Genomic DNA, 23,632 nt, shown 5'->3' with positions numbered 1-23,632 from the left:
AATCAGTTTATTTTTTCTTTTAATTCGTTCAATGTGTTTGCTACTTCGTAATAGGTTGAGAATGGTTGCCGTGCAAAACCTTTATCCTCCAACGTGTGGAGTGCTTTCAATAGTTCGTCATAGAAACCATATTCATTGTAGAAGATGACCTTTTTCCGGTGATAACCGATAGAAGCAGCGGCTATTACATGGAAGATCTCATCGAGCGTACCAACGCCTCCGGGTAGTGCGACTAGCACCTCCGACTTCTCCGTTATGATATCTTTGCGGTCACTCAAATTGCGGGTGTGAATTTCTTCGTCTAACAGAGTGCTTACTTTGCCGTTCTCCTCCAGTTTGGCGGGAACAACTCCGATGACCTTGCCGCCGTTTTCTTTCACGGCGCGGGCGATACATTCCATCAGTCCGAGGCTGGCACCTCCATATATCAAGGTTTTTCCTTTCTGCCCCATCCATTCTCCTATTTGGCGGGCACTTTCGAAGTACACTTTGTCAATGTTTTCGGAAGCGGAACAGAATATTCCTATCTTTTCCATATACGTTGTTGCTGTTATAGTCCACAAATATCTGCAATTTTCTATAAACAGCAATAAGTTTTATTGTATTTTTGCGGCATTAATTCAATAAGGAAGTAGAAAACAATGCATTGCAACGAATATACATTGCCAAATGGCTTACGTATTATCCATGAACCGACCCTCTCAAAAGTAGCTTATTGTGGTTTTGCGATCGATGCCGGAACGCGCGATGAGGCGGAGAATGAGCAGGGAATGGCCCATTTTGTAGAACACCTGATTTTTAAGGGAACGGAGAAGCGGAAAGCCTGGCATATCCTCAACCGGATGGAGAATGTGGGGGGCGACCTGAATGCTTACACTAATAAGGAAGAAACGGTGGTCTATGCCGCTTTCCTGAAAGAACATCTGGAACGGGCGCTTGAACTGTTGGGGGATATTGTATTTCATTCAACTTTTCCGCAGCATGAAATAGAAAAAGAAACGGAGGTCATTATCGATGAAATCCAGTCGTATGAAGATACTCCGTCGGAACTGATCTTCGATGATTTTGAAGATATGATCTTCCGCAATCATCCATTGGGAAGAAACATTCTTGGTAAACCGGAACTGCTGCGGAGTTTTCGCACAGAGGATGTTCTATCGTTTACCCGCCGGTTTTACCAACCGGGGAATATGGTGTTTTTTGTTCAGGGACAATATGATTTCAAGAAAATCATCCGCTTGGTAGAAAAATACCTTTCGGATATTCCTGATGTAAGAGTAGAGAATCGTCGCACACCTCCGCCTCTTTATATGCCGGAACATTTAACGGTTCCCAGAGACACACACCAGGCACATGTAATGATTGGTAGCCGTGGCTATAATGCGTATGACGACAAACGCACAGCTCTCTATTTATTGAACAATGTCCTCGGAGGTCCCGGGATGAATAGCAAACTCAATGTGTCCCTTCGTGAGCGTAGAGGACTGGTTTATAATGTCGAATCCAATCTGACCTCCTACACGGATACAGGGGCTTTTTGTATTTATTTCGGGACGGATGTGGATGATATGGACACCTGTTTGAAACTGACCTATAAGGAACTGAAGCGGATGCGTGATGTGAAAATGACTTCCTCCCAGTTGGCAGCAGCGAAAAAGCAGTTGATCGGACAAATTGGAGTGGCATCTGATAACTTTGAGAATAATGCACTGGGAATGGCGAAAACATATCTTCATTATCATAAATATGAATCATCCGAGCTTGTTTTTAAGCGTATTGAAGAGTTAACGGCACAGCAACTACTGGAGGTTGCCAATGAAATGTTTGCAGAAGAGTATTTATCAACGCTGATTTATAAGTAGCTTTTTGATACAGCTACGATATACTGACAATTAATAAACTGTTAATATTAAACTAACCATGAGAAACTTAACACGAAATGTTTGGATTTGCCTGGGGCTGATAATGTTTCCCCTTACAACATTCGGACAGCAGAAGAGCAATTTTACCTATGTGCCGGCCCAGGAGCTTTTATTGGTAGGAAAAGCGACTACCGAAGGTGAATATTTCCATCGGGTAGATACAGCAAAGTATTGTACGATGCCTCCTGCAGTAAAGAAGCTATTCACCAACTCTGCGGGTTTGGCTATTTCCTTCACAACGAACAGCCCGGTGATAAAAGCTAAATGGACTGTTCCTGACAATTACCAATTGCCAAACTTGACCAGACTAGCCCAGAAAGGCTTGGATTTGTATATCAAACGGGATGGGAAATGGCAATTTGCCGGAGTAGGGATGCCGGGTGGCGTGACTACAGAAAGAGTGATTGTCGATAATATGGGAACCGAAGAGAAAGAATGTTTGTTATATCTGCCCTTATACGATGAGTTGAAGAGTCTGGAGATAGGCGTTTCTTCTGATGCTCACATACATAAAGGAGAAAATCCGTTCAAAGAGAAAATAGTAGTCTACGGATCCAGTATTTTGCAGGGAGCTTCTGCCAGCCGTCCGGGCATGGCCTATCCGGCCCGCTTATCCCGTAGCAGTGGATATAATTTCATTAATTTGGGATTGAGTGGCAATGGAAAAATGGAGAAAGAAGTTGCCGGGATGTTAGCGGATATTGATGCAGACGCTTTTATCTTGGATTGTATTCCTAATCCTTCTCCCAAAGAGATTACCGAACGGGCTGTTGACTTTGTAATGACCTTGCGGGAAAAACATCCGGATACACCTATTATTATCATACAGACATTGATACGCGAAACGGGAAACTTTAATCAGAAAGCCCGTGAGAATGTAAAGCAACAGAATGAGGCTATCGCCGAGCAAGTAGAAGTACTGCGTAAAAAAGGCGTAAAGAACCTGTATTTCATTAAAGAAGACCGTTTCTTGGGAACAGATCACGAGGGAACCATCGACGGAACTCACCCAAACGATTTGGGATTCGACCGGATGCTGAAGAAGTATAAACCTGCTATCAGCAAGATCCTGAAAATTAAGTTTAGAGACGAATAACGGAAAGAAATAAGAAGAAATAAAGGTCAATTCATGGGGGTGAATTGACCTTTTTTCTTTTGCAAATGTGTTAAGTTGTTCCTGAAAACAAGAAGCCCGCTACTTCTTTAATAAGATGTTTCGAATGACTTATAGAGAAGATTGTTCCAGATCTCTCAATCCTTTTTCCTCCAAATAATGAATAAGTTCTTGTGGACGGTCTGTTTGTATCATTGTTGCTTTATGCTTTAACATCCAGCCCCAATGTTTATCTTTACTTTCCAATAGAGCATTTTCATCATCATGTCCGCCACATAGACTATCCCATAAAGTATTCATCCATATCCGACTACCTGATTTAGCGATTTCATCTATTATTTTTAGATTCGGATTTGCATCATCTTTGAAGCATAATTCGTAAGCAATTGGGGTAAAGTTTTTGATAAAAGTTTGTATAGTGGCAACTGCTTCTTTATCCCATAAATTAACGATAGGCATATAAAGCATGCTTTCATTGGAGCCATACTCTTTTTTCACTTTCTCTACAGGATAGTATCCTTTGATGATGACCTGTTTCTCCATTCCACATTCCTGGATGATAGGCATAATTTCTTTTATGTAAGTACCTCCTTTGTCTATATTGACAAGAATATGGCCTTTACAGACATTTAATGCTTCTTTCAGTGTGGGGATTGGTTGGCGGGTCTTGATTCCGTTGCCGCTGCGTAGGACGAACTTTTTCAGTTCCTCGGTCGTATAATCTTTTATCGGTCCCTTTCCCGTAGAAGTACGGTCGAGAGTTTCGTCGTGCATACAAATAAAGCTGCCATCTTTAGTTGGTTGTATGTCAAGTTCTATCATATCAACTTTCATTGCAATTGCTTTTTCGATACTTTGCAGGGAGTTTTCCGGCGCATTGCGCCAGTCTCCTCTATGAGCGATAACAAAGATATACTTCGATTCATTATCATGTAGATTTTTCAAAAGTTTATCAGTCCTTGTTTGTGCGCTGATGGAAAATGCGGTTAGCAGAATAGGTAGTAAGAAAAAAAGTTTTTTCGTCATAACTTAATAGAATTCATTAATGATGATAAAAGTCACCCGGGGCATCGCCCCGGGTACTCGCTATTATTTGACAGTAATGCGGCGAATCAGGTAATTGACGGCGCCTGCCACATACATTGTTTTGCAGTCCTCCGTAATTATGATTTCATACGGTTGGTTGAAGGTAGCCTTTAGTCCTTTTCCGTCGGAGAAACCTGCTTTCCCAGAACCAGCGATGGTTTCCAGCGTTCCTTTCGAGTAGTCTCCATTTGCGTCAGGAGTTAGTTTGCGGATGCAGTTGTACGTGTTATCCGAAAGATACAGGCATCCATCTGAACCGGCAGCTACCCCGAAAGTAGCACCCACTTTTGCACTAAGCGGATTACCGGGTTCTCCGTCATAATACTCTTGTCCTTTTACTCCGTCTCCTGCAATTGTCTTTTGCGTGCCATCCGGACTGATTTGAATCAACACATACCCATTAGAAGTACCAACAATCATATTCTTGTTTTTGTCGAACACAATATAGTTGGGAGATACGTTAAGAGTGGCGAAAGTTGTTTTTGTACCTGAAGGTGTGAATTTATAAATCGCCTTATTGTCGCGTGCCGATACATATATGTTATCTTCATCATCGAATGTAACATTCATTGGACTCTTCATTTCGGATGCTATGGTTGAAACAGACATACTGCCGGTTTCTATTTTCCGTAACATTCCTTTTCCTTTGTCGATGAAATAATAGTTTCCTTTCGAATCGAATCCACCTTGCCAGATAGCACTGCTACCGTCTACTGCCACATCGAGGAGTGAAGTGACCAGGAAGTCCGGAGAGATACGTCGTATATAGTTGTATCCTCGTTCTGTAAACCATAAACTGCCATCCGGAGCAAAAGCGATACCAGTGGGAAGCTTGGTTGTGGCTTCCGTACCGACTCCGTCTGTCATTTCGAATACTCCCTTCTGTCCAACGATTGTTTGAACGATATATTCCTGATCGGGTGTTTTCAGATAATTGAGCTCGAGGCCTGTCAATTCACCCGAGGGGGATTTGACGCGGATGGAATATTTTCCCGGAGCCATTTCAGGTAATATTATTTTCAGTTCGTCCTTGAATGCTTCTATAACGGTTGCTTGTTGGTCGTTGATGAAAACAGCATTTTCTTCCGGCACCGTGCTGAAATTACGTCCCAGTATTGTAGCTATTTCACCGGAATAAACATTGGTGGGTTTCACGAGGACCAGCCTAAGCTCTGTCACTGACGCTTTGTAGTCATTATCATTGCAGGCTACAAACAATGATAAGAGTGGGCAGGCGAGCAGTAGTATGTATATCTTTCTCATAGTCTTTTATTTATTTACTGTTATGGTACGAATCAAATGGTTTTGCTCATCAGCGATATATACTTTATCCGAAACCAGTACGCTTGCAGGGCAATTGAATGTAGCTGTCAGGGCAGAACCATCAATTTTACCTTTCGTTCCCGGAATACCGGCTATTGTTTTTAATGTTCCTTTCGTATAGTCGCCTTCTGCATCCGGTGTTAGCGTACGTATGGTATGCATTGTATAATCGGTGATATAAAGTACCTCATCCGGGCCGAATGCAATGCCGAATGTTGCCCCCATGGTTGCTTTTGACAGGTCGTTCTGTTCACCATCAGAATAAGTCGCGGCAGTGGGTACTACGCCAGTTCCGAATACAGTTTTTAGTGTACCGTCCGTATCGAACATATGCAGCTGATAAGTACCGCCGGTACCTACAAAAATTCTTCCCTTCTTATCTACCGCCATACAATTGGGACCGGCTTTGAGTGAAGACATATCGTAGTTAGTTACAGTACCGCCGGATGTTATTTTCTTTACTGCCTTATTATCGCGGTCCGCGATATACATATTACCATTACTATCAAAAGTGACGCTCATCGGACTTTTAAAGGTTGTTTCGGTGGAGAACACAGAGCAAGTGCCTTCCTGTGTAATCTTAATAATATTATTTAAAGCTTTATTGGCTACATAATATATGCCCGAGAGATCGAAACCACCTTGCCAGGGAGCATTAAATGTAACGGTGCCACTTTTGGCAACAGTTGAAACATTATATTCCTGATCCATTTTTCTGATGACGTTATTTCCTCTTTCGGCAATCCATATGTCACCATTGGGTGCGAGAGCTAGTCCCTGCGGGAATTTGAAAGAGGCAGCCGTTCCCTTACCGTCAGTAGAGGTAGTTGCGGAGTTACCTGCTACTGTTGCAACTGTGTAAGATAAATCTTCGTAGGTGAAACTTAGATTCTCTACCGTTTTATCTGCGACAGTAACTTTGACTGGATAGGTACCGGAAGGATTCTCCGGAGCAATAATGGTTAGCGTTGTTGCGGTTACAACTTTTACGGTTGCCTGCTTTCCGTTTATGGAAACCATGTTCTCTTCGACCGTTGTTCCAAATCCTTCTCCTGAAATCACCACTTCCTCTCCGGCTTTTCCACGTGCGGGGGTTAGAGAAGAGGTCGTTAATGTCACTGTGTGAAGGTAAGTAAACAGGGGGCTTTCAGCTTCTTTAGTACCAATTCTCACACGGATAGGGTAACTGCCTTCCTCGGTGTCGGGAATGATAATTTTGAGTTGGCTGGAAGTCGCCTCTTTAACTTCAGCAGTCACTCCGTTGATTGTCACCTGATTTTCTGATACCACTGTGCTGAAACACTGACCGATCAGTGTCACTAAATCTCCTGCATAGGCAGAGGAGGGCATAACCTGTAATACAGCAAGTTCAGGTGGAGCTTGAGGTGTTGCATAAGTAAATTTGAGTCCTTCTACAACTTCCCCTTTCACACTAACTTTGATTGAATAAGTACCTTCCGGATTATTGGGAAGAGCAATCACTAAACGATTCTGGGTTGCATCGATAATTTCCGCTTGTACTCCGTTAATAAATACCTCATTATCAATTGCTGTTTCAGAAAAATGAACTCCTGAAATAATTGCGGTACCTCCTGTCGATCCAGCTTTCGGAATAATGGAAATGAGTTTCGGAGGAAATTGTCGGGAATCGGATTCGTCCGATTCCGAACATCCACAGAACAAGTTGCAACAAAATAGGATAGATAAAATAAATATTGAGTTCTTCATACTTTCTGCTTTTTAAGGTTCATTGACTGTTACCATCCACGTATTTACGACAGGTCGCTCCTGTCCATCAGAAGGCCGGTTCCGTATTTGGAATATATCCGCTATCGGATGTCGTATAAGCATTTGGGTAGAACCGCCACCATCCAGGTTCACAGCCCATGAGCATCCTAATGCTTTCATTATTGAACCCATTTCCGGATAAGTAAGTCCGTATGAGTAGAACTCTACACGTCCGTCAGCCACCATGAAGTAGACATGACCATCATCTGAATATCCAAGACAAGTACGCGGATCGATACCTGGATAAGTCGCGCCGGATATTTCTCCATCCCGTAGCACGATAACTCCGCTCCCGGTCACTTCTTTGAGGTTGTACTGCATACCACGATACTCCACAGAGTCGGCAATTACCATTTTGTTGTCTTTCGTCAGCGCGATAAAACTCAAAGCTTGTTGGGGAAGTGTTTCTTTAAAGATGAATGAGTTTTTTAAGATCACTCCATTGCGATGAATGGGCCCCCTGATATCCATTGTACTGACATCCCAAAAATCAGCATTAATCATGGCAGCTACCCGGTGCCACGGACGGTCGGCGTAATCTGCCATTTCTGTTAGTGTCTGCCGCTGGAAGTTGTTGCGTACATCCGCATCATACGGCATACCTACTTCTAATGAAACCCCTGGTTCATTCAAATCAATGTCGATTATAAATATATGAGTAGAGCGGCTGTCTGCCTTTTGAAAATGGACATCTGTTTCCGTAACTCCCAATGCAACAACAAAGCTGGTATCGGTATATACACGTGCCACTGTTTCACTACCCGCTAATAGTTTTTGACCGATTTTTGTTTGCGGGGTATAATGTACGTCTTCAATTGTATCGTTTGAGCAACTTAAGAAAGCCACTGGTAATACAAATGACAGAATCTGCATGTATTTTAATAAGTTCATCATTTTCATTGTTTTAGTTAGCCCAATATGAATTTTGATTTAAAAGTTTATTGAGAGACCTTTCTTTGGCAGGAATAGGTAATTTGTTATACTTGCGCTCAAAGCCGAGATCACTTTCCAGGCGGTTGAGGCGGACAAGGTCGAACCAACGGAAACCTTCTGCCAGTAGTTCCGTATGTCTCTCATTGAGAATTGCATCTATGAAGTCTTCTTCAGTGGCAGGGTGTACAGAAGGAAGACCACGAAAGTTCCGAAGCTCATTCAAACGGGTAAGCCCTTTGGAAAGTCCTTGTGCTTCAGCACTGATCAGGTACATTTCCCCCAAACGGGTAATAATGATCGGATCGGTAGTCACCTCTCCACCGGGATATTTATTAATGACTTCATTTGTTTCCTGCATATCAATTGATATGGCGGTTCGTTTATCATCCGGTTCGAACATATTCATCACTTTTGTCGTCGGCGCATATGTATAGCTACCTCCATTGGCAGAAGCACGTGAATAGAGGGAAGCACTCAAGTTTACGCTTGATTCATTGAGCAGATTGACAAATGAGAATATTTCTTCTCGGTTTGCTTTTCCACGGAAGATCTGGTCGAAGTCGGCAAGTGAGAAATTGGCATCACCTATCACTTCTTCAGCAAGTTTGGCAGCTTCAGTCATTTTGCCTTGTGCAAGTTTGGTTCTTGCCATTAAAGCCTTTGCCGCTTGTTTTGAGACGTAATACTTGTCGGAAAAAGTAGGAGCATAATCTATTGCTACCTGAAAATTCTTTTCTACAAAACTCCATCCTTCTGTTTCGGTAGATGCTGCGATGTCTCCTGAAAAAGGAGCTTCGAGAATGGGAACTTCTCCATAGCGGGTAACCAGGTGATAATAAATCAGACCACGGAAGAAACTGGCTACTCCCAGTATCTCGTTTCGTGACTGGCTGGCTGCTAATTTGTCAACTGCGACAATCAGTGAATTCACTTGGTAGAGAGCAGTATAAAATCCATCCCACGGTCCGCTGACGAAACCGCTTTCAGGGGTAACCAGGTCTTTTACCAATAATACCGGATCTTTCAGTCCTGTCGCTCCGCCGCGGACAAGATCTCCGCCGACAATGTCTTGTGTAAGATAACCATTGACTGTTGGTTTGTTTTGTATATAAAAGTAGAGTCCGGTAAGCAGTAATTGAGCATCCTCCTCGGTGAGGTTATCACTGGATACGGCATTATGCGGATATTGGTCCATTTCGTTGCAACTAGTGGCAAACACCAATAATACTGTTAATAATGATATAATAAAATTCTTCATATCTGTTAGAATTTAAGATTGACACCTATTGTAAACGTACGCGGTTGGGATGGGTAGAGATAATCATATCCCATATTGGTTGCAGAGAGGCTTACATTTACTTCCGGATCCAGATACGGCCACTTCGTTAATATGAAGAGATTATCTGCCTGGAAATATATGCGTAGATTATCGATATGTATCCGGTTAATCCAACTTTTTGGGAGAGTATATCCAATAGAAGCTGTACGGCAACGGATATAAGATGCATCGTGTAACATTCGGGTATTGACAAACTTGGTTGAGTTCCACGTATAACCATAAATGGCACGCGGATTTTCGTTAGTACTGCCCGGTCCCGTCCAACGGGATTCTGCAGATGATTTCAGTATCGGCCATGTACCGTTACCCATTCGTAAACCTCCGGTCCACAGTTCATAGAGCTTGTTGCCTGACGAAAATGTAAAGAACAGGCTCAAGTCAACGCCTTTGTACTTGAATGTGTTATTGAAACCACCGGTGAACTTTGGATTAGCCGAGCCGACAAACTGTTTGTCGTTTTCGTCTATGACATCGTTGCCATCCACATCTTCGTAAATACAGTCTCCTGCTCTTACGCCCTGATCGTAAATCTTGGCAGGAATTTCATCATCCGACTGGTAAATACCTTTCCACTTAATCATATAGAAAGACCCTATCGGCTCGCCGACTTTAAGGGCGTGCATCGAGCTGGTTGTCAATATCTCATTATTGTCGAGGAGCGCAGTCAGTTTATTTCTGATAAAGGAGATATTGAAATCCGAATGCCATGAGAATGAACCTTTGCTAAGGTTGGCTCCTAAGGTAAATTCGAGTCCTTTATTACGCATTGATCCGATATTACATACCTGGCTGGTATAACCCGATGTAGCAGGAGTTGGCTTTTGGTAAAGCAAGTCCTTGGTATCTTTGATAAATGCATCTGCTGTGAATGTGATCGCACCTCTGAAAAAAGAAAGGTCTACTCCGATGTCAGCTTGTTGGGCTTTTTCCCATTTAAGATCGCGGTTGCCTGCAGTAGTCAGTCCTAAACCGTTCTCACCGTTATAGTTGTATCCTCCACCGGCTAATGCTTGATAAGCATAAGAGCCGATACCTCCCTGATTACCGGTGCAACCCCAGCTTGCGCGGAACTTTGCATCGGTTTGTGGATATTTCCACCAAGATTCTTCTCCCAAATTCCAACCGGCGCTGACAGACGGGAAATATCCGTAGCGATTGCTGGATATGAATTTGGAAGAACCGTCAGCACGCATGGTTCCCGTTAGTAAATAGCGGTTCTTGTAGTTCAGACTTAAACGGCCGAAGAATGATTGGAGCAGGAATGAAGAAAGTCCTGTACTTATATCCGAGTATTCGGCAGCAACAGAGTTGACGTCAAAAGAAGGAGAGGGGAATCCGATACCCGTTTGTGCGGCCGAGGAAGTTACATCCTTTTGTATAGAATGCCCCAGCATGACGTCCAGAGAGAAATCTTCTTCAAAGGAGTGTTTATAAGTGAGTACGTTTTCCCATAAAGTACTCGCATAAGATTTTCGTCCGTCAATAAGCTTTCCTACTTTATTGCCATAGGGGTGATCGGCTGTGTAATAAATGTGTTCTTCTGTATAGTTGAAATCCTCTCCGAGTGTGGTTTTGAAGTTCAAGTCTTTCGTTATGTTAAACAGCATATAGAGTGAACCGAGGGCACGGTAATTATCGATATATACATCTTCTTCGTTAAGAGCCTGTATCGGGTTATGGTTGGCTAACTCCTGTCCTCCGACAGCATATTCTCCGTCGGGACGATAAGGAGAATCCCATGGACGTTGTTCGATGGCGCGGGTAATGACACTGGTTCCTATATTATAGCCGGTGGGAACGCGGTTATTACGCGAGTAACTTAAATTTAGGGCGGTTCCTACCTTGAGCCACTTTTTGATTTCCGTGTCCAAATTAACCTTCAAATTGTAACGTTTGAGCTGATTGTTGATAATTACACCTTCGTTGTGTTTGTAATTGGCGGACAAGTAATAATTCGTTTTATCTGTTCCACCTGACACAGACGCGGTAGTTGTGTAGGTAACAGCCGTACGAAGTACCAGATCGAGCCAGTTTGTCTGTGCTTTTCCCGGTGCAGGGTTATCGATACGTGCCTGCGTACTGTTGGTTTGCAGATTATAGTTGTCGATAGCTTCGTTCAGAACTTCCAGAAACAGATCAGTGTCGGTCATATCCAGTTTGTCTGTTCTGGTCAGGTTGGAGAAACTAACATTTGTGTCAATGTTTACTTTGGCCTGTCCCTTACTTCCTTTTTTAGTTGTTATCAGGATAACACCATTTGTTGCACGTGAGCCGTAAATAGCAGCGGAAGCTGCATCCTTCAAGATCTGTATAGATTCTACGTCGGAGGGATTGAAATCATTCAGACCGTTCATTGATTGTGCTCCCCAGGCACCAGTATCTCCTGACGTATTGTTGATAGGTACTCCGTCAATTACATATAGTGGTTCGTTACCTGCGGTAATTGAACCGATTCCACGGATACTGACCCGATTTCTACTTCCCGGTACACCGGATGCTGACGTTATATTAACTCCGGATACGCGTCCCTGCAGCAGTTCGTCAACACCTAATACCTGGCGGACATTGACTTCTCCCGGTTTATAAGTTCCAATGGAAGAGGTAACATCCCGCTTGGTTTTGGAGCCATATCCGATGACGATAACTTCATCCATGACGTGTGCATCTTCTTCCAGCGCTATGTTGATTGTTGGTGAAGCACCGATGCGGATAGATTTCTTTTTGTATCCGATGTAGGATATTTCCAACGGCTTGGATAGGTCTGCTGTGACGGTGAAATTTCCTTCAACATCTGTAATTGTCCCGATGCCACCTTCCTGTATTACATTGGCTCCGATAATCGGTTCGCCTTTTCCATCTGTCACAGTACCTTTGATGGTTTTCTTTTCGTTTTTTTTCTGTTGTTGCACTTCTTGCTTCACTAATACTATGGTATTGTTATTAAGCGAATAAGAAACATTTAATGGAGTGAATACTTGTGACAGTACTTGATCGAGAGGCTTATTTTTACAGTTGACGGTCACTTTCGCTTGGTCGTTGAGGACATTGTTCCGATAAACGAATGTATACCGGGTTTGTTTCTCGATCTCCTTTATGAATGTTTTCACCGTACCATTATTGATGTTTACCGACACATTTCCTTTTTGTGCCAATGCTCCTGTTGTGGATAGTAAAATCATTCCAGTTAGCAAAATGGTAAAGTTTCTAAAAATAAGGAGATTATGTCTCCTCTTTTTAAAGGAAAAAATTAACTTTGTGTAATTCATAGTTGATACTATTTTTTCATGTTTTAATGGATTAATTTTATCGACTTTCATACAACCAAAGGATTGGGCGATTCTTTGGTTGTTTTTCTTTAAATAGCTTATATTATATCTTTCATAGGCTCCTTTCTTTTGAGGTTAATAAATAATGATTTTATCTTTATGTATCTCATATTTGAATTTATACTGAAGGCTCAATGAATGGATAACATTCTGTATATTTTCATGGCGGAAAGAACCGGACAGTAAATCTTGTGCAATCTGTGGATATTTTAGTTCTATTTCTACTCCATACCACCGTTCTATTTGCTCTATAACATCAATTAAAGGCTCGGAGTCGAAAATTAGATAATCATTACACCAGCCTGTTTCTACATGCACATCAGCTTTTGTAATTTTGAGGGCTTTGTCTACACTGGAGTAGGTTGCTTTTTCACCGGGAGTAAGCGTATATTCGTGCGGGAGAGAGCCGCCGGATATTTTAATTTTTCCGGTAAGCAGAGAGGTTTCGATGACATCTTTCTTATATGTATTCACATTGAAAGAAGTTCCCAATACTTCGATCTGGAAATCATTTACCATGACTCTGAAAGGACAGTCCGGGTTTTTGGCTACATCGAAGAAAGCTTCTCCTGATAGATGTACGAGTCGTTGTTCTGTATCATTGATGTCATATCTGATGGTAGTGGCACCATTCAGTTGCACTTTTGTTCCGTCCGGCAATATGATCTCTGATTTGCTGCCGGGTTTTACATTGGCAGTTATCATTTGTTGCGAACTTGGAGTATCGAATAAGGAATATATGCCGAAGGAAGAGGTGACGAGTAGAGCAATGACAGCGGCATATTTCGCAAATTGATACCAGCGTCTTCTCCAGATGATTTGATGAAGTTCTTTACGTATCTGCTTTTTCATCATGGGGGGCATCCCGATTTCCGGTGCAGAATCTTTTTCCATGTTTATCATGGTATTCCAAAGTTCTTCATCCGGTATGTGTTCAAGTTCTTTTTTGAACTCTCTCAAGTCAGAAGAAGGTAGTCCCTTCTCCATATATCGGCGGTATAAATCTTTAAAATGTGTAGCCATATTATAGGTGTTTCTATTGGTTATACGTGAATGGAATAAGAGAGTACTATGATTTCTTTGTGTTTTATAACATAAAAATCAGATAGAGATCTTTTTTGTGGGAGAAGATATTATTGCCTTCCCCTTGTGATGTGTTGCAGTGACGATATTATAAGAAGAAAATAAAGAGAATATTATATTTCATTATTTCGCTGCGAAGGATCTTCAGAGCGGAAGTCAGATAGTTCTTTACTGTTTGCTCGGAAAGCTCCAGTTGCTCGGCAATCTGTTTGACTGGAATATGTTCTTCTCTGCTTAGTTCATAAATCTCTCGTTCCCGTTGTGACAGAATATTCTTTGATTTCTTCAGTTGTTGCAGGAATTCATCATACAATAATAGGTCTTCTGGAGATACATCGCTCTCTTGGTTCTCGCAATACTCCATAAAGTCTTCGAATTGTAGTTCGTTGACTTGTTTGCGGAAATAATCGATTACCTGATGTTTGGCAATAGTGAAAATAAAGGCTTGCAGGTTGCCAAAGCTATTCAGTTGGCTACGGTTGTCCCATAGGCGTAAAAAGGTATCCTGAACAATATCTTGTGCCAGGGAACGATTTTTTAGTTGTTTAAGAACAAAGCTGTAAAGTCGGTCGGCGTAGGCTTCATAAATCTGGGTAAAAGCCTGGTAAGAGCCGTTGCGTAGTTCTTTTATGCACTGTATTTCGTCTATTTTCATCCTTTCTGTAATAGAAGTAGGTCAGGCAAATGTACTGAAATAATTTAGAAATAAACAAATCTATGTGAATAAATAAAGAGAAACCGATGTCCGGTAGTTGGCAGATGAATTTTATTTTGCAATCATATTACAATCATATATCTGGGTGAAGGATACCGCGTCGAATTGGGAGAGTTCGGTTTCTTTTCAGCCAAAGTGAAAGCTTCCCGATTGGTAGCAAATAAGAATGATATTCGTTCTGAATCCGTAGCTTTCAACGGGGTGAATTTCCGTGCTTCCAAGAGTATGCGTGTAGGTATTCGCGGAGATTTGGAGCGCAGAAAGTGTGTCGATTTCAATACTTCATGTAAGTGGGACAGGGAGAACCTGAAGAAACTCGTCCTGCAATATATCGGGGAGCATGGCTTCATCACAAGAACCACTTATACAGAACTTACCGGGCGTTTGAAGAATACTGCATTGGACGATCTTAAATCTTTTGCGGCCGAAGGCATTATCAAGCGGGAGGGACGGGGTAATCAGATGCATTTTATAGCACTGCCACGAAAGGAACCGGATGGCGAGTAGTGAACTCTGATTGGATATGTTTAACTTGCGTTCGTGTGTCTAAAACATACTGTTATCGTCCATCATTAAATGATATTATGGCTAGAAATTTGTATCTTAGCGCCCATGTTGGGTTGCTAATCCGGTAACCGTGTATGTTTGTTTTTATAATACTTCTAAAATAAAAAAACGATGTTTCAGAAACTTGTAGCTATAGAGCCGGTCAGTCTGGTTCCGTCGGCCGAAAAAGCGTTGTATTCATTTGCCGGTCAGGTGGTGATGTATCCTGATGTACCCGCGAGTGATGATGAAATCATTGCCCGTATCGGAGATGCCGATGCGGTGCTTTTGAGTTATACCTCCCGTATCAACCGGTATGTACTTGAATGTTGTCTGAATGTGAAATACATTGGAATGTGTTGCTCGCTCTATTCTCCCGAAAGTGCGAATGTCGATATTCGCTATGCCAATGAACGGGGTATCACGGTAACAGGTATCCGGGATTATGGTGATGAGGGAGTGGTAGAATATGTCGTCAGTGAGTTGGTGCGCTGTTTGCATGGCTTCGGGCAGGAATCGTGGGAGGAGTTACCTCGTGAGATCACCGGCTTAAAAGTCGGAATAGTCGGATTGGGTAAGTCGGGCGGCATGATAGCGGACGCTTTGAAGTTCTTTGGTGCTGATATTTCATATTATGCCCGCAGTGAGAAAGAAGCGGCTACTGCCAAAGGATATTGCTTTTTGCCGTTGGAGAAACTCCTTGCAGAGAGTGAAGTCATTTGCTGTTGCCTTAATAAAAATACGGTTCTGCTGCATGAAGAGGAATTCAGGCAGATGGGTAATCGGAAAATCTTATTCAATACCGGTTTGTCGCCGGCATGGGATGAGGCAGCTTTCGCTGAATGGCTGGAAGGTGACAACCTTTGTTTTTGTGACACGATAGGCGCGTTGGGGAGTGAGCAACTGCTCAATCATCCGCATGTACGTTGTATGCAGGTGTCTACTGGCCGCACGCGTCAGGCGTTTGACCGCCTGAGCGCAAAAGTATTGGCCAATCTGTCAGAATACAATGGGTGATGTGATATTAATCAGGGTGCTCACTACTGACCACCCTGCAATATCCGATGTAGCACTATAAATGTCTACTACGGCATGCACCTGGTCATTTTTGATTTCTACCCTTTGCGTATCTCCCACAAATCCGGGGGTAGATTGTATGGATACCTGCATGTTCTCCGGACCGACAGAAGCTCGTGAGGCGGCAACTGTAACATTCACTTTGGTTGGAAAGAGGCGAATAGCTTCCGCAGCACTTCCGGAGAAAACAGTACGTTGCTCCGTTTGCAAGGAATCATCATAAACGGGAGTTCCTTTGAGTCCGTTAGGACCTTTTTCATTGAAGAAGCGGGCCGTCGTATTTCCCATCAGAGAGGCAGTTCTTAAAACATCGAATCCACCGGTAGCTCCGGATGCGATATAGATTCGTGTGCCATTTGCCTTGGCGGTTTCTGCCACTTCCCGATAGAATGTCTCGTCTGCCAAAGCACCGATAGACAAGGTAATGACAGAGGTTCCGTTTCTCAATGCTGGCAAAGCCAATTCCCGCATAGCGGCAGGAGAGGCCGATTCCACCAGATAATCTGGTTTTAATGCTAATAACTCTTCCAATGTGGCGCAAGCAATGCAAGGCTTGCCATGTTGCTGCATTTTATGAACGATGTGCGCTGCTTTTGAAGCCGTACGCGAATAGACACCTACCAAGTCATAATCTGGTAATAAGCCTTTGACAACTGCATCCGCAACGATTCCTGCAAGTCGTCCACATCCTACAATGACTAATTTTTTCATGCAACAAAGATAATACTTTTATTGGTAAGAGCTTGGATTGGTAATATGGTATTTATTTTCATCAGGTCTGTATCTGGGAATGGATTTGTCTGATAGAGTAAAGCTGGTTTTTATTGATGATAATATAACATATACTTTATATAGCTTTTAAGATAGGCTGTTTGTTCCTTTAATTTATGAGCCATTTGTAATCAGATTACGAAGATTTTCTCTACATTTGTCTTTATTAGTCTTGTAATCTTCTATTAAAGTTTAATACTCCGATGAAAAAAAAGTACCTGATATTTCTTTTACTTCTCTCTTTTCCACTATATACCCGGGCCGATAAGACCTTGGACTCACTGTTGAATGTGCTTGATTTGACGATTCAGGAACATGAAATTTATGTGGTTCAACGAGAATCACGTATCAAGCACCTTAAAGAACTGACACACGGAATAGAACCTAATTCCGCGGAACAGTACAATCTGAACAGTCAGATATACAAAGAATATAAAGCCTTTATTTGCGACTCTGCCATCCACTATTTGAATGAAAATATCCGGATTGCAGAGCGCTTGCGTGATGCAGACCGGCAGATAGAAAGTCAGTTGCAGCTTTCGCTATTATTATCATCAACTGGAATGTATAAAGAGTCTCTTGATGTGCTGGAATCGGTAGACCGTCGGAAAATCATTCCTCGTTTAATAGCCGATTATTATACCTGCTTTGACCATGTGTATGGCGAGTTGGGCGTTTATACACAGGATAAAACCCTTTCGGGACGTTATTGGAGTATCTCGCAGGCATATAGAGATTCATTATATGCTATATTGCCTCCGGAATCGGAAGAATACCTGCTGATGCGTGAAGCATCATTTCGCGATCAACGCCAGTATGAGGAAGCCCTGAAAGTGAATGATCTTCGGTTGACGAAAATAGAACCATATACTCCCCAATATGCGATGGCTACTTATCATCGTTCTTTGATTTACAAGTACAGTAATGATAGTCTGGGAGAGAAACGGAATCTTTGTCTTTCTGCTATATCGGATATTCGTTCTGCCATTAAGGACCATGCTTCGTTGTGGATGCTTGCCCAGCTACTTTACGAAGATGGTGATATGGAACGTGCGTACCAATATATGCGCTTTTCGTGGAATGCGACCAAGTTCTACAATGCCCGTCTGCGTAGTTGGCAGAGTGCTGACGTGCTTTCATTGATTGATAAAACCTATCAGGCAATGATTGAAAAGCAGAACGACCGTCTTCAACAGAACCTGCTGCTTATCACTGCACTATTGGTGTTGTTGATTGTAGCTTTGGGATATATCTACCGTCAGATGAAAAAGCTGGCAGATGCAAGAAATCATCTTCAGGTAGCTAATAAGCAGTTAAACGGATTGAATGAGGAGTTGAGGCAAATGAATAGTTGCTTGTCTTCTACCAATATCGAACTCTCGGAGTCCAATCAGATCAAGGAAGAGTATATTGCCCGTTTCATCAAGTTGTGTTCTACTTATATCAACCGTTTAGACGCTTACCGGCGGATGGTGAATAAGAAAGTGTCTGCCGGACAAATTGCGGAGTTATTAAAGATAACGCGTTCCCAAGATGCTCTTGACGAAGAACTGGAAGAATTGTATGCTAACTTTGATACAGCCTTTTTGCATCTCTTCCCTAACTTTGTGGGAAAATTCAATGACTTATTACAGGAAAATGAACAGATTTTACCGAAGAAAGGCGAGTTATTGAATACTGAACTGCGCATCTTTGCTTTGATACGTCTGGGTATTGAAGACAGTTCACAAATTGCGGAGTTTCTTCGTTATTCGGTGAATACAATTTATAATTATCGGGCGAAAGTAAGGAATAAAGCCCGTGGATCGAGAGAGGATTTTGACGATTTAGTGCGAAAAATTCGCTAATTCGGACTGTAAATCAACCACTTTTTTAGGTATACGTTCTGAATGTAAATAGATGAAAATAAGTGGATTATCGTTTTGTGTAATCCACTTATTGCCCCCTCCTTGTTAGCTCACTTTAATTTCTTTATACTTTTGACCTGTGCTTCGAAAGTAATGAGAATAGCCCATTGCTGACGAGCGTCTTATTATTAACTTTAAAACTTAGTACGCATGAAAAAAAACAGGCGAAAAATCCTTTCGGGGAGTCGCAAGATTTTCTTTGCTATCTTGGCAATGTTTTTATCTTTGAGTGCATCCGCACAGCAAATTACTGCATCCGGTCAGGTCCTGGATGCTCAAAAAGAACCGCTAATCGGTGTTAGTGTACAAGAGAAAGGTACGTCTAACGGAGCAATTACCGATTTAGATGGCAACTTCACATTAAACGTTAAGCAAAACGCCATTTTGATATTCTCTTATGTGGGTTATAAGTCGCAGGAGGTAAAGGCAGCCCAACAGATGAAGATCACACTTCAGGAAGATAATGAAGTGCTTGATGAAGTGGTGGTCATCGGTTATGGTTCGGTGAAACGGAAAGATGTGACTACCGCTATCTCTTCCGTATCTACCAGGGATTTGGATATGCGGCCTATTGTTTCGGCAGGGCAGGCCATTCAAGGTAAGGCAGCCGGTGTCTCGGTGATTCAGCCTAACGGAACGCCGGGCGGTGAAATGTCTATCCGTGTTCGTGGTACTACTTCAATGAATGGTAGTAATGACCCGTTGTATGTAGTAGATGGAGTGCCTGTAGACAATATCAAGTTCCTTTCTCCGAATGATATTGAGAGTATGCAGATATTGAAAGATGCTTCATCAGCATCTATCTACGGTTCGCGTGCTGCTAACGGAGTCATTCTAATTACTACGAAGGCCGGTGCAGCCGGTAATGCCAAAGTTTCTTTGACAGCCCAGTTCGGTTTGAACAAAGTGGCCGATAAAGTAGAATCCCTGAATGCAGCACAATATAAAGAATTGCAGGATGAAATCGGACTAGTGTCTTTGCCGGACGGATTACCCGACCGCACCGACTGGTTTGATGAAACGTATACGACCGGAAAGACTCAAAATTATCAGGTAGCTGTATCCAATGGTAATGAGAAAATGAAATATTACCTTTCTGCGGGTTACCTCAAAGAACAGGGAGTGTTGGACATCTCTTATTACAAGCGTTACAATTTCCGGGTAAATCTGGAAAATCAGGTTCGTAAATGGCTGACAGTAAGTGCTAATATCTCTTATTCAGATTATACAAGCAATGGAGGCGGAGCAATGGGAACAGGCTCGAATCGGGGTGGTGTTATTCTGGCTGTTATCAATACACCGACTTATGCGCCGGTGTGGGATGCTTTGAACCCTAATCAGTATTACAATAACTTCTATGGAGTGGGGAATATCACCAATCCATTAGAAAATATGGCCCGTGCGAAAAATAACAAAGACAAAGAAAACCGCTTGTTGGCATCGGGTAATATATTGCTGACTCCATTTCCGGAACTGAAGTTTAAGTCTACTCTTACTCTTGACCGTCGCAACGCCGTTAATACCACTTTTCTTGATCCGATTTCTACTGCTTGGGGCCGCAATCAGTACGGTGAGGCTTCGGACAATCGGAATATGAACACAGTGCTGACATTTGATAATGTATTGACTTATAATAAAAACTTCAAGAAACATGGCTTGGAAGTAATGGCCGGTTCGTCATGGACGGATTCAGACTATTCAAATAGCTGGATCAATGGCTCCCACTATCGTAGCGATCAGATTCAAACATTGAATGCTGCCAATAAAATATCTTGGGATAATACGGGTACGGGTGCATCTCAATGGGGGATTATGTCATTCTTCGGACGTGTAGCTTATAACTTCGACAGTAAATACCTGGTAACAGCTAATCTTCGTGCCGATGGTTCTTCTAAATTGCATCCTGATCATCGTTGGGGCGTATTTCCTTCATTCTCTGCAGCCTGGCGTATTTCTTCAGAAAAGTTCATGGAGAACCTTACATGGATTGACGATTTAAAATTGCGCGGTGGTTGGGGACAAACCGGTAACCAGTCGGGCATTGGTGACTATGCATATTTGCAGCGTTACAATATCGGTCGTATCGAATGGTTTAAGAAAGGCGGCGAAGGTGATTCTACTGATTATGCAAATGCTGTTCCTACCATTAGCCAGGCCAACTTGCGTACATCTGATTTAACATGGGAAACCACGACACAGACCAATATAGGTCTGGATCTGACCATATTGAATGGACGATTGACGTTTAATGCCGACTATTATTATAAGAAGACCAAAAACATGTTGATGAATGTATCATTACCTGCCGGTGCCGCAGCCGCTACGTCTATTGCCCGTAACGAGGGTGAAATGGTAAATAAGGGTTTTGAGCTTTCTATTAGTTCGAAAAATCTTCGTGGAGGAGCATTTACATGGGATACAGACTTCAATATCTCTTTTAACCGGAATAAATTGACAAAACTGGAATTACAGAAAGTTTATTACGATGCTAAAACTGCGGATGTGGTGAATGACTATGTGGTACGTAATGAGCCGGGCCGTGCTTTGGGAGGTTTCTACGGTTATATAAGTGATGGGGTAGATCCTGAAACCGGTGAATTGATGTATCGTGATTTGAACAATGACGGTAAAATATCATCTTCCGACCGTACCTATATCGGTGATCCGAATCCCGATTTCACCTATGGTATGACTAATACCTTTTCATGGAAAGGCTTTAATTTGAGTATCTTTATCCAAGGTTCTTATGGAAACGATATTTATAATGCTTCACGTATTGAAACGGAAGGTATGTATGATGGTAAGAATCAGTCGGCTCGTGTACTGAATCGTTGGAAAATACCCGGACAGATAACAGACGTGCCTAAGGCTAATTTCAAATTGCTCAATTCTACCTATTTTGTAGAAGATGGCAGTTATCTAAGATTGAAGGATGTTTCCTTGTCCTACAACGTTAAAGGTAAACTATTGAAGAAATGGGGAATTACCCGTTTGCAACCTTACTTCACGGCTACTAACCTGCTGACATGGACCAGCTATTCGGGAATGGACCCGGAAGTAAACCAATGGGGTAACAGCGGTACGGTACAAGGTATCGATTGGGGTACTTACCCGCATTGCAGATCATACGTGTTTGGTATTAATGTTGAATTCTAATGAAAGGAAAGATTATGAAACTAAGAACTATATTTTACGGATTAACCTCCGGCTTGCTATTGGGACTTTCTTCCTGCTCGCTGAATTATGAGCCATTAGACACCTATTCGGATGTGACGGAAGGAGTGACAAGTGATGGTACAAAAATCGTATTCAAGGATAAAGCTGCAGTTGAAAGTCATCTGACAACGCTTTATAATCAAATGCGTGACCGTCAGGAACATTGGTATGTGGATTTACTTTTGATTTCAGATTCCCATTCGGATAATGCTTATGCCGGTACTACCGGAGCGGAAGTTGTCCCGTTTGAGAATAACTCTATTGAAGGTTCCAATTCTGTGTTGGAACGTGACTGGAACCGTTATTTGGAGGATGTGGCCCGTGCCAATAAACTCATTTGTAACATTGACCTGGTGACAGATAATTCGTTGACTACTGCCGAACGGGCGCAATACAAAGCAGAAGCGAAGATATTCCGTGCCATGGTAATGTTCGACATGGTACGTCTGTGGGGTGATTTCCCTGTGATTACAACGGTGGCTGATGATATTACTTCTGAAAACATTGATGAGGTATATCCACAATATTTCCCCAAACAAAATACGGAACTTGAAGCTTATCAGCAGATTGAAAAGGATTTATTGGATGCAGTATTGTATGCTCCGGACAATACGCCGGGGAATAAGACGTTGTTTTCCAAATCTGTAGCTCGTACCTTATTGGCTAAAATATATGCCGAGAAACCTTTGCGTGATTATACGAAAGTTATCCAATATTGTGATGAGGTGAAAGCAGACGGTTTTGATCTGGTAGATGATTTCAGTGATTTGTTTGGAATGAATGCTGCGGGAACAGATGCAAAGATGCGTAATACAAAAGAATCGATTCTTGAAGCACAATTTACATCCGGAGCAGGTAACTGGTGTACATGGATGTTCGGGCGTGATCTCGTGAACTGGAATAACAATTTCACGTGGGCGAAATGGGTGACTCCGTCCCGTGACCTGATTAGTGCTTTCAAACAGGAAGGGGATGAAGTCCGTTTCAAAGAATCAATAGTCTATTACGATTGTAATTGGAGCAACTATTATCCGTCTGATAATTATCCGTTCATGTATAAATGCCGCTCTGCCAACAGCAGTATTATCAAGTACCGTTATGCCGATGTCCTGTTGCTGAAAGCAGAAGCACTGATTATGCAGGATACGCCGGATTTGGAAGGAGCCGCCGATATAATAGATGAAGTGCGCGACCGTGCCAAATTGGGAGCACTTCCCACCTCTGTCCGTTCAAACAAAAACGTCCTGCTGAATGCCTTACTTAAAGAACGTCGGTTAGAACTGGCTTTTGAGGGACAACGATGGTTTGATCTGGTCCGTCTGGACAAGGTAGAAGAGGTGATGAATGCAGTGTATTCCAAGGATTCAGGTCGCAAAGCGCAGATTTACACTTTTGATAAGAACTCTTATCGTTTGCCAATTCCGCAGTCGGTAATCGACGCGAATGATAAGATTCACCAGAATCCGGGTTATTAATTCAACTAAAA

16 protein-coding genes and 1 pseudogene are annotated in these 23,632 nt (G+C 42.4%); 7 read left to right on the top strand and 10 right to left on the bottom strand.

Annotated elements, in window-relative coordinates; genetic code table 11:
- Positions 1 to 2: 2 nt before the first annotated feature.
- On the bottom strand, positions 3 to 536 hold the full coding sequence (locus BSAG_RS07670) for a TIGR00730 family Rossman fold protein (protein ID WP_004313813.1): 534 nt from the start codon (positions 534 to 536) through the stop codon (positions 3 to 5).
- Positions 537 to 641: 105 nt separating this feature from the next.
- Between BSAG_RS07670 and BSAG_RS07675 the strand changes: the two genes are divergently transcribed.
- Both BSAG_RS07675 and BSAG_RS07680 read left to right on the top strand, forming a co-directional pair.
- On the top strand, positions 642 to 1,862 hold the full coding sequence (locus BSAG_RS07675; RefSeq protein WP_004313814.1) for a M16 family metallopeptidase: 1,221 nt from the start codon (positions 642 to 644) through the stop codon (positions 1,860 to 1,862).
- A gap of 58 nt (positions 1,863 to 1,920) precedes the next feature.
- Positions 1,921 to 3,018, top strand: coding sequence for an SGNH/GDSL hydrolase family protein (locus BSAG_RS07680; protein WP_008770465.1), 1,098 nt, complete (start codon positions 1,921 to 1,923; stop codon positions 3,016 to 3,018).
- A gap of 129 nt (positions 3,019 to 3,147) precedes the next feature.
- Here the strand turns inward: BSAG_RS07680 and BSAG_RS07685 are convergent, their stop codons facing one another.
- From BSAG_RS07685 to BSAG_RS07720, 8 genes are all read right to left on the bottom strand, one after another.
- The gene (locus tag BSAG_RS07685; RefSeq protein WP_004313816.1) at positions 3,148 to 4,062 is read right to left on the bottom strand and encodes a glycerophosphodiester phosphodiesterase family protein; all 915 of its coding nucleotides are present in this window, start codon (positions 4,060 to 4,062) and stop codon (positions 3,148 to 3,150) included.
- Positions 4,063 to 4,125: 63 nt separating this feature from the next.
- Positions 4,126 to 5,385, bottom strand: coding sequence for an IPT/TIG domain-containing protein (locus BSAG_RS07690; protein WP_004313817.1), 1,260 nt, complete (start codon positions 5,383 to 5,385; stop codon positions 4,126 to 4,128).
- Between the two features lie 6 nt (positions 5,386 to 5,391).
- A complete protein-coding gene (locus BSAG_RS07695) occupies positions 5,392 to 7,173 on the bottom strand; it encodes an IPT/TIG domain-containing protein (RefSeq protein ID WP_004313818.1) in 1,782 nt (593 codons plus the stop codon).
- A 12-nt stretch (positions 7,174 to 7,185) separates the two neighbouring features.
- The gene (locus BSAG_RS07700; protein ID WP_225473428.1) at positions 7,186 to 8,127 is read right to left on the bottom strand and encodes a phosphodiester glycosidase family protein; all 942 of its coding nucleotides are present in this window, start codon (positions 8,125 to 8,127) and stop codon (positions 7,186 to 7,188) included.
- A 10-nt stretch (positions 8,128 to 8,137) separates the two neighbouring features.
- Positions 8,138 to 9,424, bottom strand: coding sequence for a RagB/SusD family nutrient uptake outer membrane protein (locus tag BSAG_RS07705; RefSeq protein ID WP_004313820.1), 1,287 nt, complete (start codon positions 9,422 to 9,424; stop codon positions 8,138 to 8,140).
- Between the two features lie 5 nt (positions 9,425 to 9,429).
- Positions 9,430 to 12,684: a TonB-dependent receptor gene (locus BSAG_RS07710; protein ID WP_004313821.1), complete on the bottom strand. Its 3,255-nt coding sequence runs from the start codon at positions 12,682 to 12,684 to the stop codon at positions 9,430 to 9,432.
- Between the two features lie 222 nt (positions 12,685 to 12,906).
- Positions 12,907 to 13,854 (bottom strand): FecR family protein, encoded by a 948-nt coding sequence (locus tag BSAG_RS07715; RefSeq protein WP_004313822.1) that lies wholly within the window; start codon positions 13,852 to 13,854, stop codon positions 12,907 to 12,909.
- 148 nt (positions 13,855 to 14,002) lie between these two features.
- Positions 14,003 to 14,569 carry an RNA polymerase sigma factor gene (locus tag BSAG_RS07720; protein WP_004313823.1) on the bottom strand — a complete coding sequence of 189 codons (567 nt, stop codon included), beginning with the start codon at positions 14,567 to 14,569 and terminating at the stop codon, positions 14,003 to 14,005.
- Between the two features lie 138 nt (positions 14,570 to 14,707).
- On the opposite strand from BSAG_RS07720, the pseudogene BSAG_RS07725 reads away from it, so the two are divergent.
- Positions 14,708 to 15,136 (top strand): annotated as a pseudogene (locus BSAG_RS07725) (DNA-binding protein); the annotation flags it as partial.
- Between the two features lie 171 nt (positions 15,137 to 15,307).
- On the top strand, positions 15,308 to 16,192 hold the full coding sequence (locus BSAG_RS07730) for an NAD(P)-dependent oxidoreductase (protein WP_004309884.1): 885 nt from the start codon (positions 15,308 to 15,310) through the stop codon (positions 16,190 to 16,192).
- Here the strand turns inward: BSAG_RS07730 and BSAG_RS07735 are convergent.
- A complete protein-coding gene (locus tag BSAG_RS07735; RefSeq protein ID WP_004309886.1) occupies positions 16,175 to 16,963 on the bottom strand; it encodes an aspartate dehydrogenase domain-containing protein in 789 nt (262 codons plus the stop codon). The two genes, BSAG_RS07730 and BSAG_RS07735, sit on opposite strands and share 18 nt — an antisense overlap.
- A 263-nt stretch (positions 16,964 to 17,226) precedes the next feature.
- Between BSAG_RS07735 and BSAG_RS07740 the strand changes: the two genes are divergently transcribed.
- The 3 genes from BSAG_RS07740 (at position 17,227) to BSAG_RS07750 (ending at position 23,621) form a co-directional block, all read left to right on the top strand.
- Positions 17,227 to 18,870, top strand: a complete 1,644-nt coding sequence (locus BSAG_RS07740) for a DUF6377 domain-containing protein (RefSeq protein ID WP_004313825.1) — start codon at positions 17,227 to 17,229, stop codon at positions 18,868 to 18,870.
- A 210-nt stretch (positions 18,871 to 19,080) separates the two neighbouring features.
- Complete coding sequence (locus BSAG_RS07745; protein WP_004313826.1) at positions 19,081 to 22,086, top strand: SusC/RagA family TonB-linked outer membrane protein; 3,006 nt, start codon at positions 19,081 to 19,083, stop codon at positions 22,084 to 22,086.
- Positions 22,086 to 23,621 carry a RagB/SusD family nutrient uptake outer membrane protein gene (locus BSAG_RS07750; RefSeq protein WP_004313827.1) on the top strand — a complete coding sequence of 512 codons (1,536 nt, stop codon included), beginning with the start codon at positions 22,086 to 22,088 and terminating at the stop codon, positions 23,619 to 23,621. The genes BSAG_RS07745 and BSAG_RS07750 overlap by 1 nt, the downstream gene beginning before the upstream one ends.
- The last annotated feature ends 11 nt before the right edge of the window (positions 23,622 to 23,632 follow it).

Source organism: Bacteroides sp. D1 (genome assembly GCF_000157095.2).
GTDB classification, from domain to species: domain Bacteria; phylum Bacteroidota; class Bacteroidia; order Bacteroidales; family Bacteroidaceae; genus Bacteroides; species Bacteroides xylanisolvens.
This window is presented reverse-complemented; position numbering and strand designations above follow the sequence as displayed.

Bases quoted from the DNA above. Each gene is read 5' to 3' on its own strand.
- BSAG_RS07690 (WP_004313817.1), bottom strand. From the start codon at position 5,385: ATGAGAAAGATATACATACTACTGCTCGCCTGCCCACTCTTATCATTG.
- BSAG_RS07675 (WP_004313814.1), top strand. From the start codon at position 642: ATGCATTGCAACGAATATACATTGCCAAATGGCTTACGTATTATCCAT.
- BSAG_RS07715 (WP_004313822.1), bottom strand. From the start codon at position 13,854: ATGGCTACACATTTTAAAGATTTATACCGCCGATATATGGAGAAGGGA.
- BSAG_RS07700 (WP_225473428.1), bottom strand. From the start codon at position 8,127: ATGATGAACTTATTAAAATACATGCAGATTCTGTCATTTGTATTACCA.
- BSAG_RS07740 (WP_004313825.1), top strand. From the start codon at position 17,227: ATGAAAAAAAAGTACCTGATATTTCTTTTACTTCTCTCTTTTCCACTA.
- BSAG_RS07735 (WP_004309886.1), bottom strand. From the start codon at position 16,963: ATGAAAAAATTAGTCATTGTAGGATGTGGACGACTTGCAGGAATCGTT.
- BSAG_RS07680 (WP_008770465.1), top strand. From the start codon at position 1,921: ATGAGAAACTTAACACGAAATGTTTGGATTTGCCTGGGGCTGATAATG.
- BSAG_RS07720 (WP_004313823.1), bottom strand. From the start codon at position 14,569: ATGAAAATAGACGAAATACAGTGCATAAAAGAACTACGCAACGGCTCT.
- BSAG_RS07710 (WP_004313821.1), bottom strand. From the start codon at position 12,684: ATGATTTTACTATCCACAACAGGAGCATTGGCACAAAAAGGAAATGTG.
- BSAG_RS07705 (WP_004313820.1), bottom strand. From the start codon at position 9,424: ATGAAGAATTTTATTATATCATTATTAACAGTATTATTGGTGTTTGCC.
- BSAG_RS07695 (WP_004313818.1), bottom strand. From the start codon at position 7,173: ATGAAGAACTCAATATTTATTTTATCTATCCTATTTTGTTGCAACTTG.
- BSAG_RS07750 (WP_004313827.1), top strand. From the start codon at position 22,086: ATGAAAGGAAAGATTATGAAACTAAGAACTATATTTTACGGATTAACC.
- BSAG_RS07670 (WP_004313813.1), bottom strand. From the start codon at position 536: ATGGAAAAGATAGGAATATTCTGTTCCGCTTCCGAAAACATTGACAAA.
- BSAG_RS07745 (WP_004313826.1), top strand. From the start codon at position 19,081: ATGAAAAAAAACAGGCGAAAAATCCTTTCGGGGAGTCGCAAGATTTTC.
- BSAG_RS07685 (WP_004313816.1), bottom strand. From the start codon at position 4,062: ATGACGAAAAAACTTTTTTTCTTACTACCTATTCTGCTAACCGCATTT.
- BSAG_RS07730 (WP_004309884.1), top strand. From the start codon at position 15,308: ATGTTTCAGAAACTTGTAGCTATAGAGCCGGTCAGTCTGGTTCCGTCG.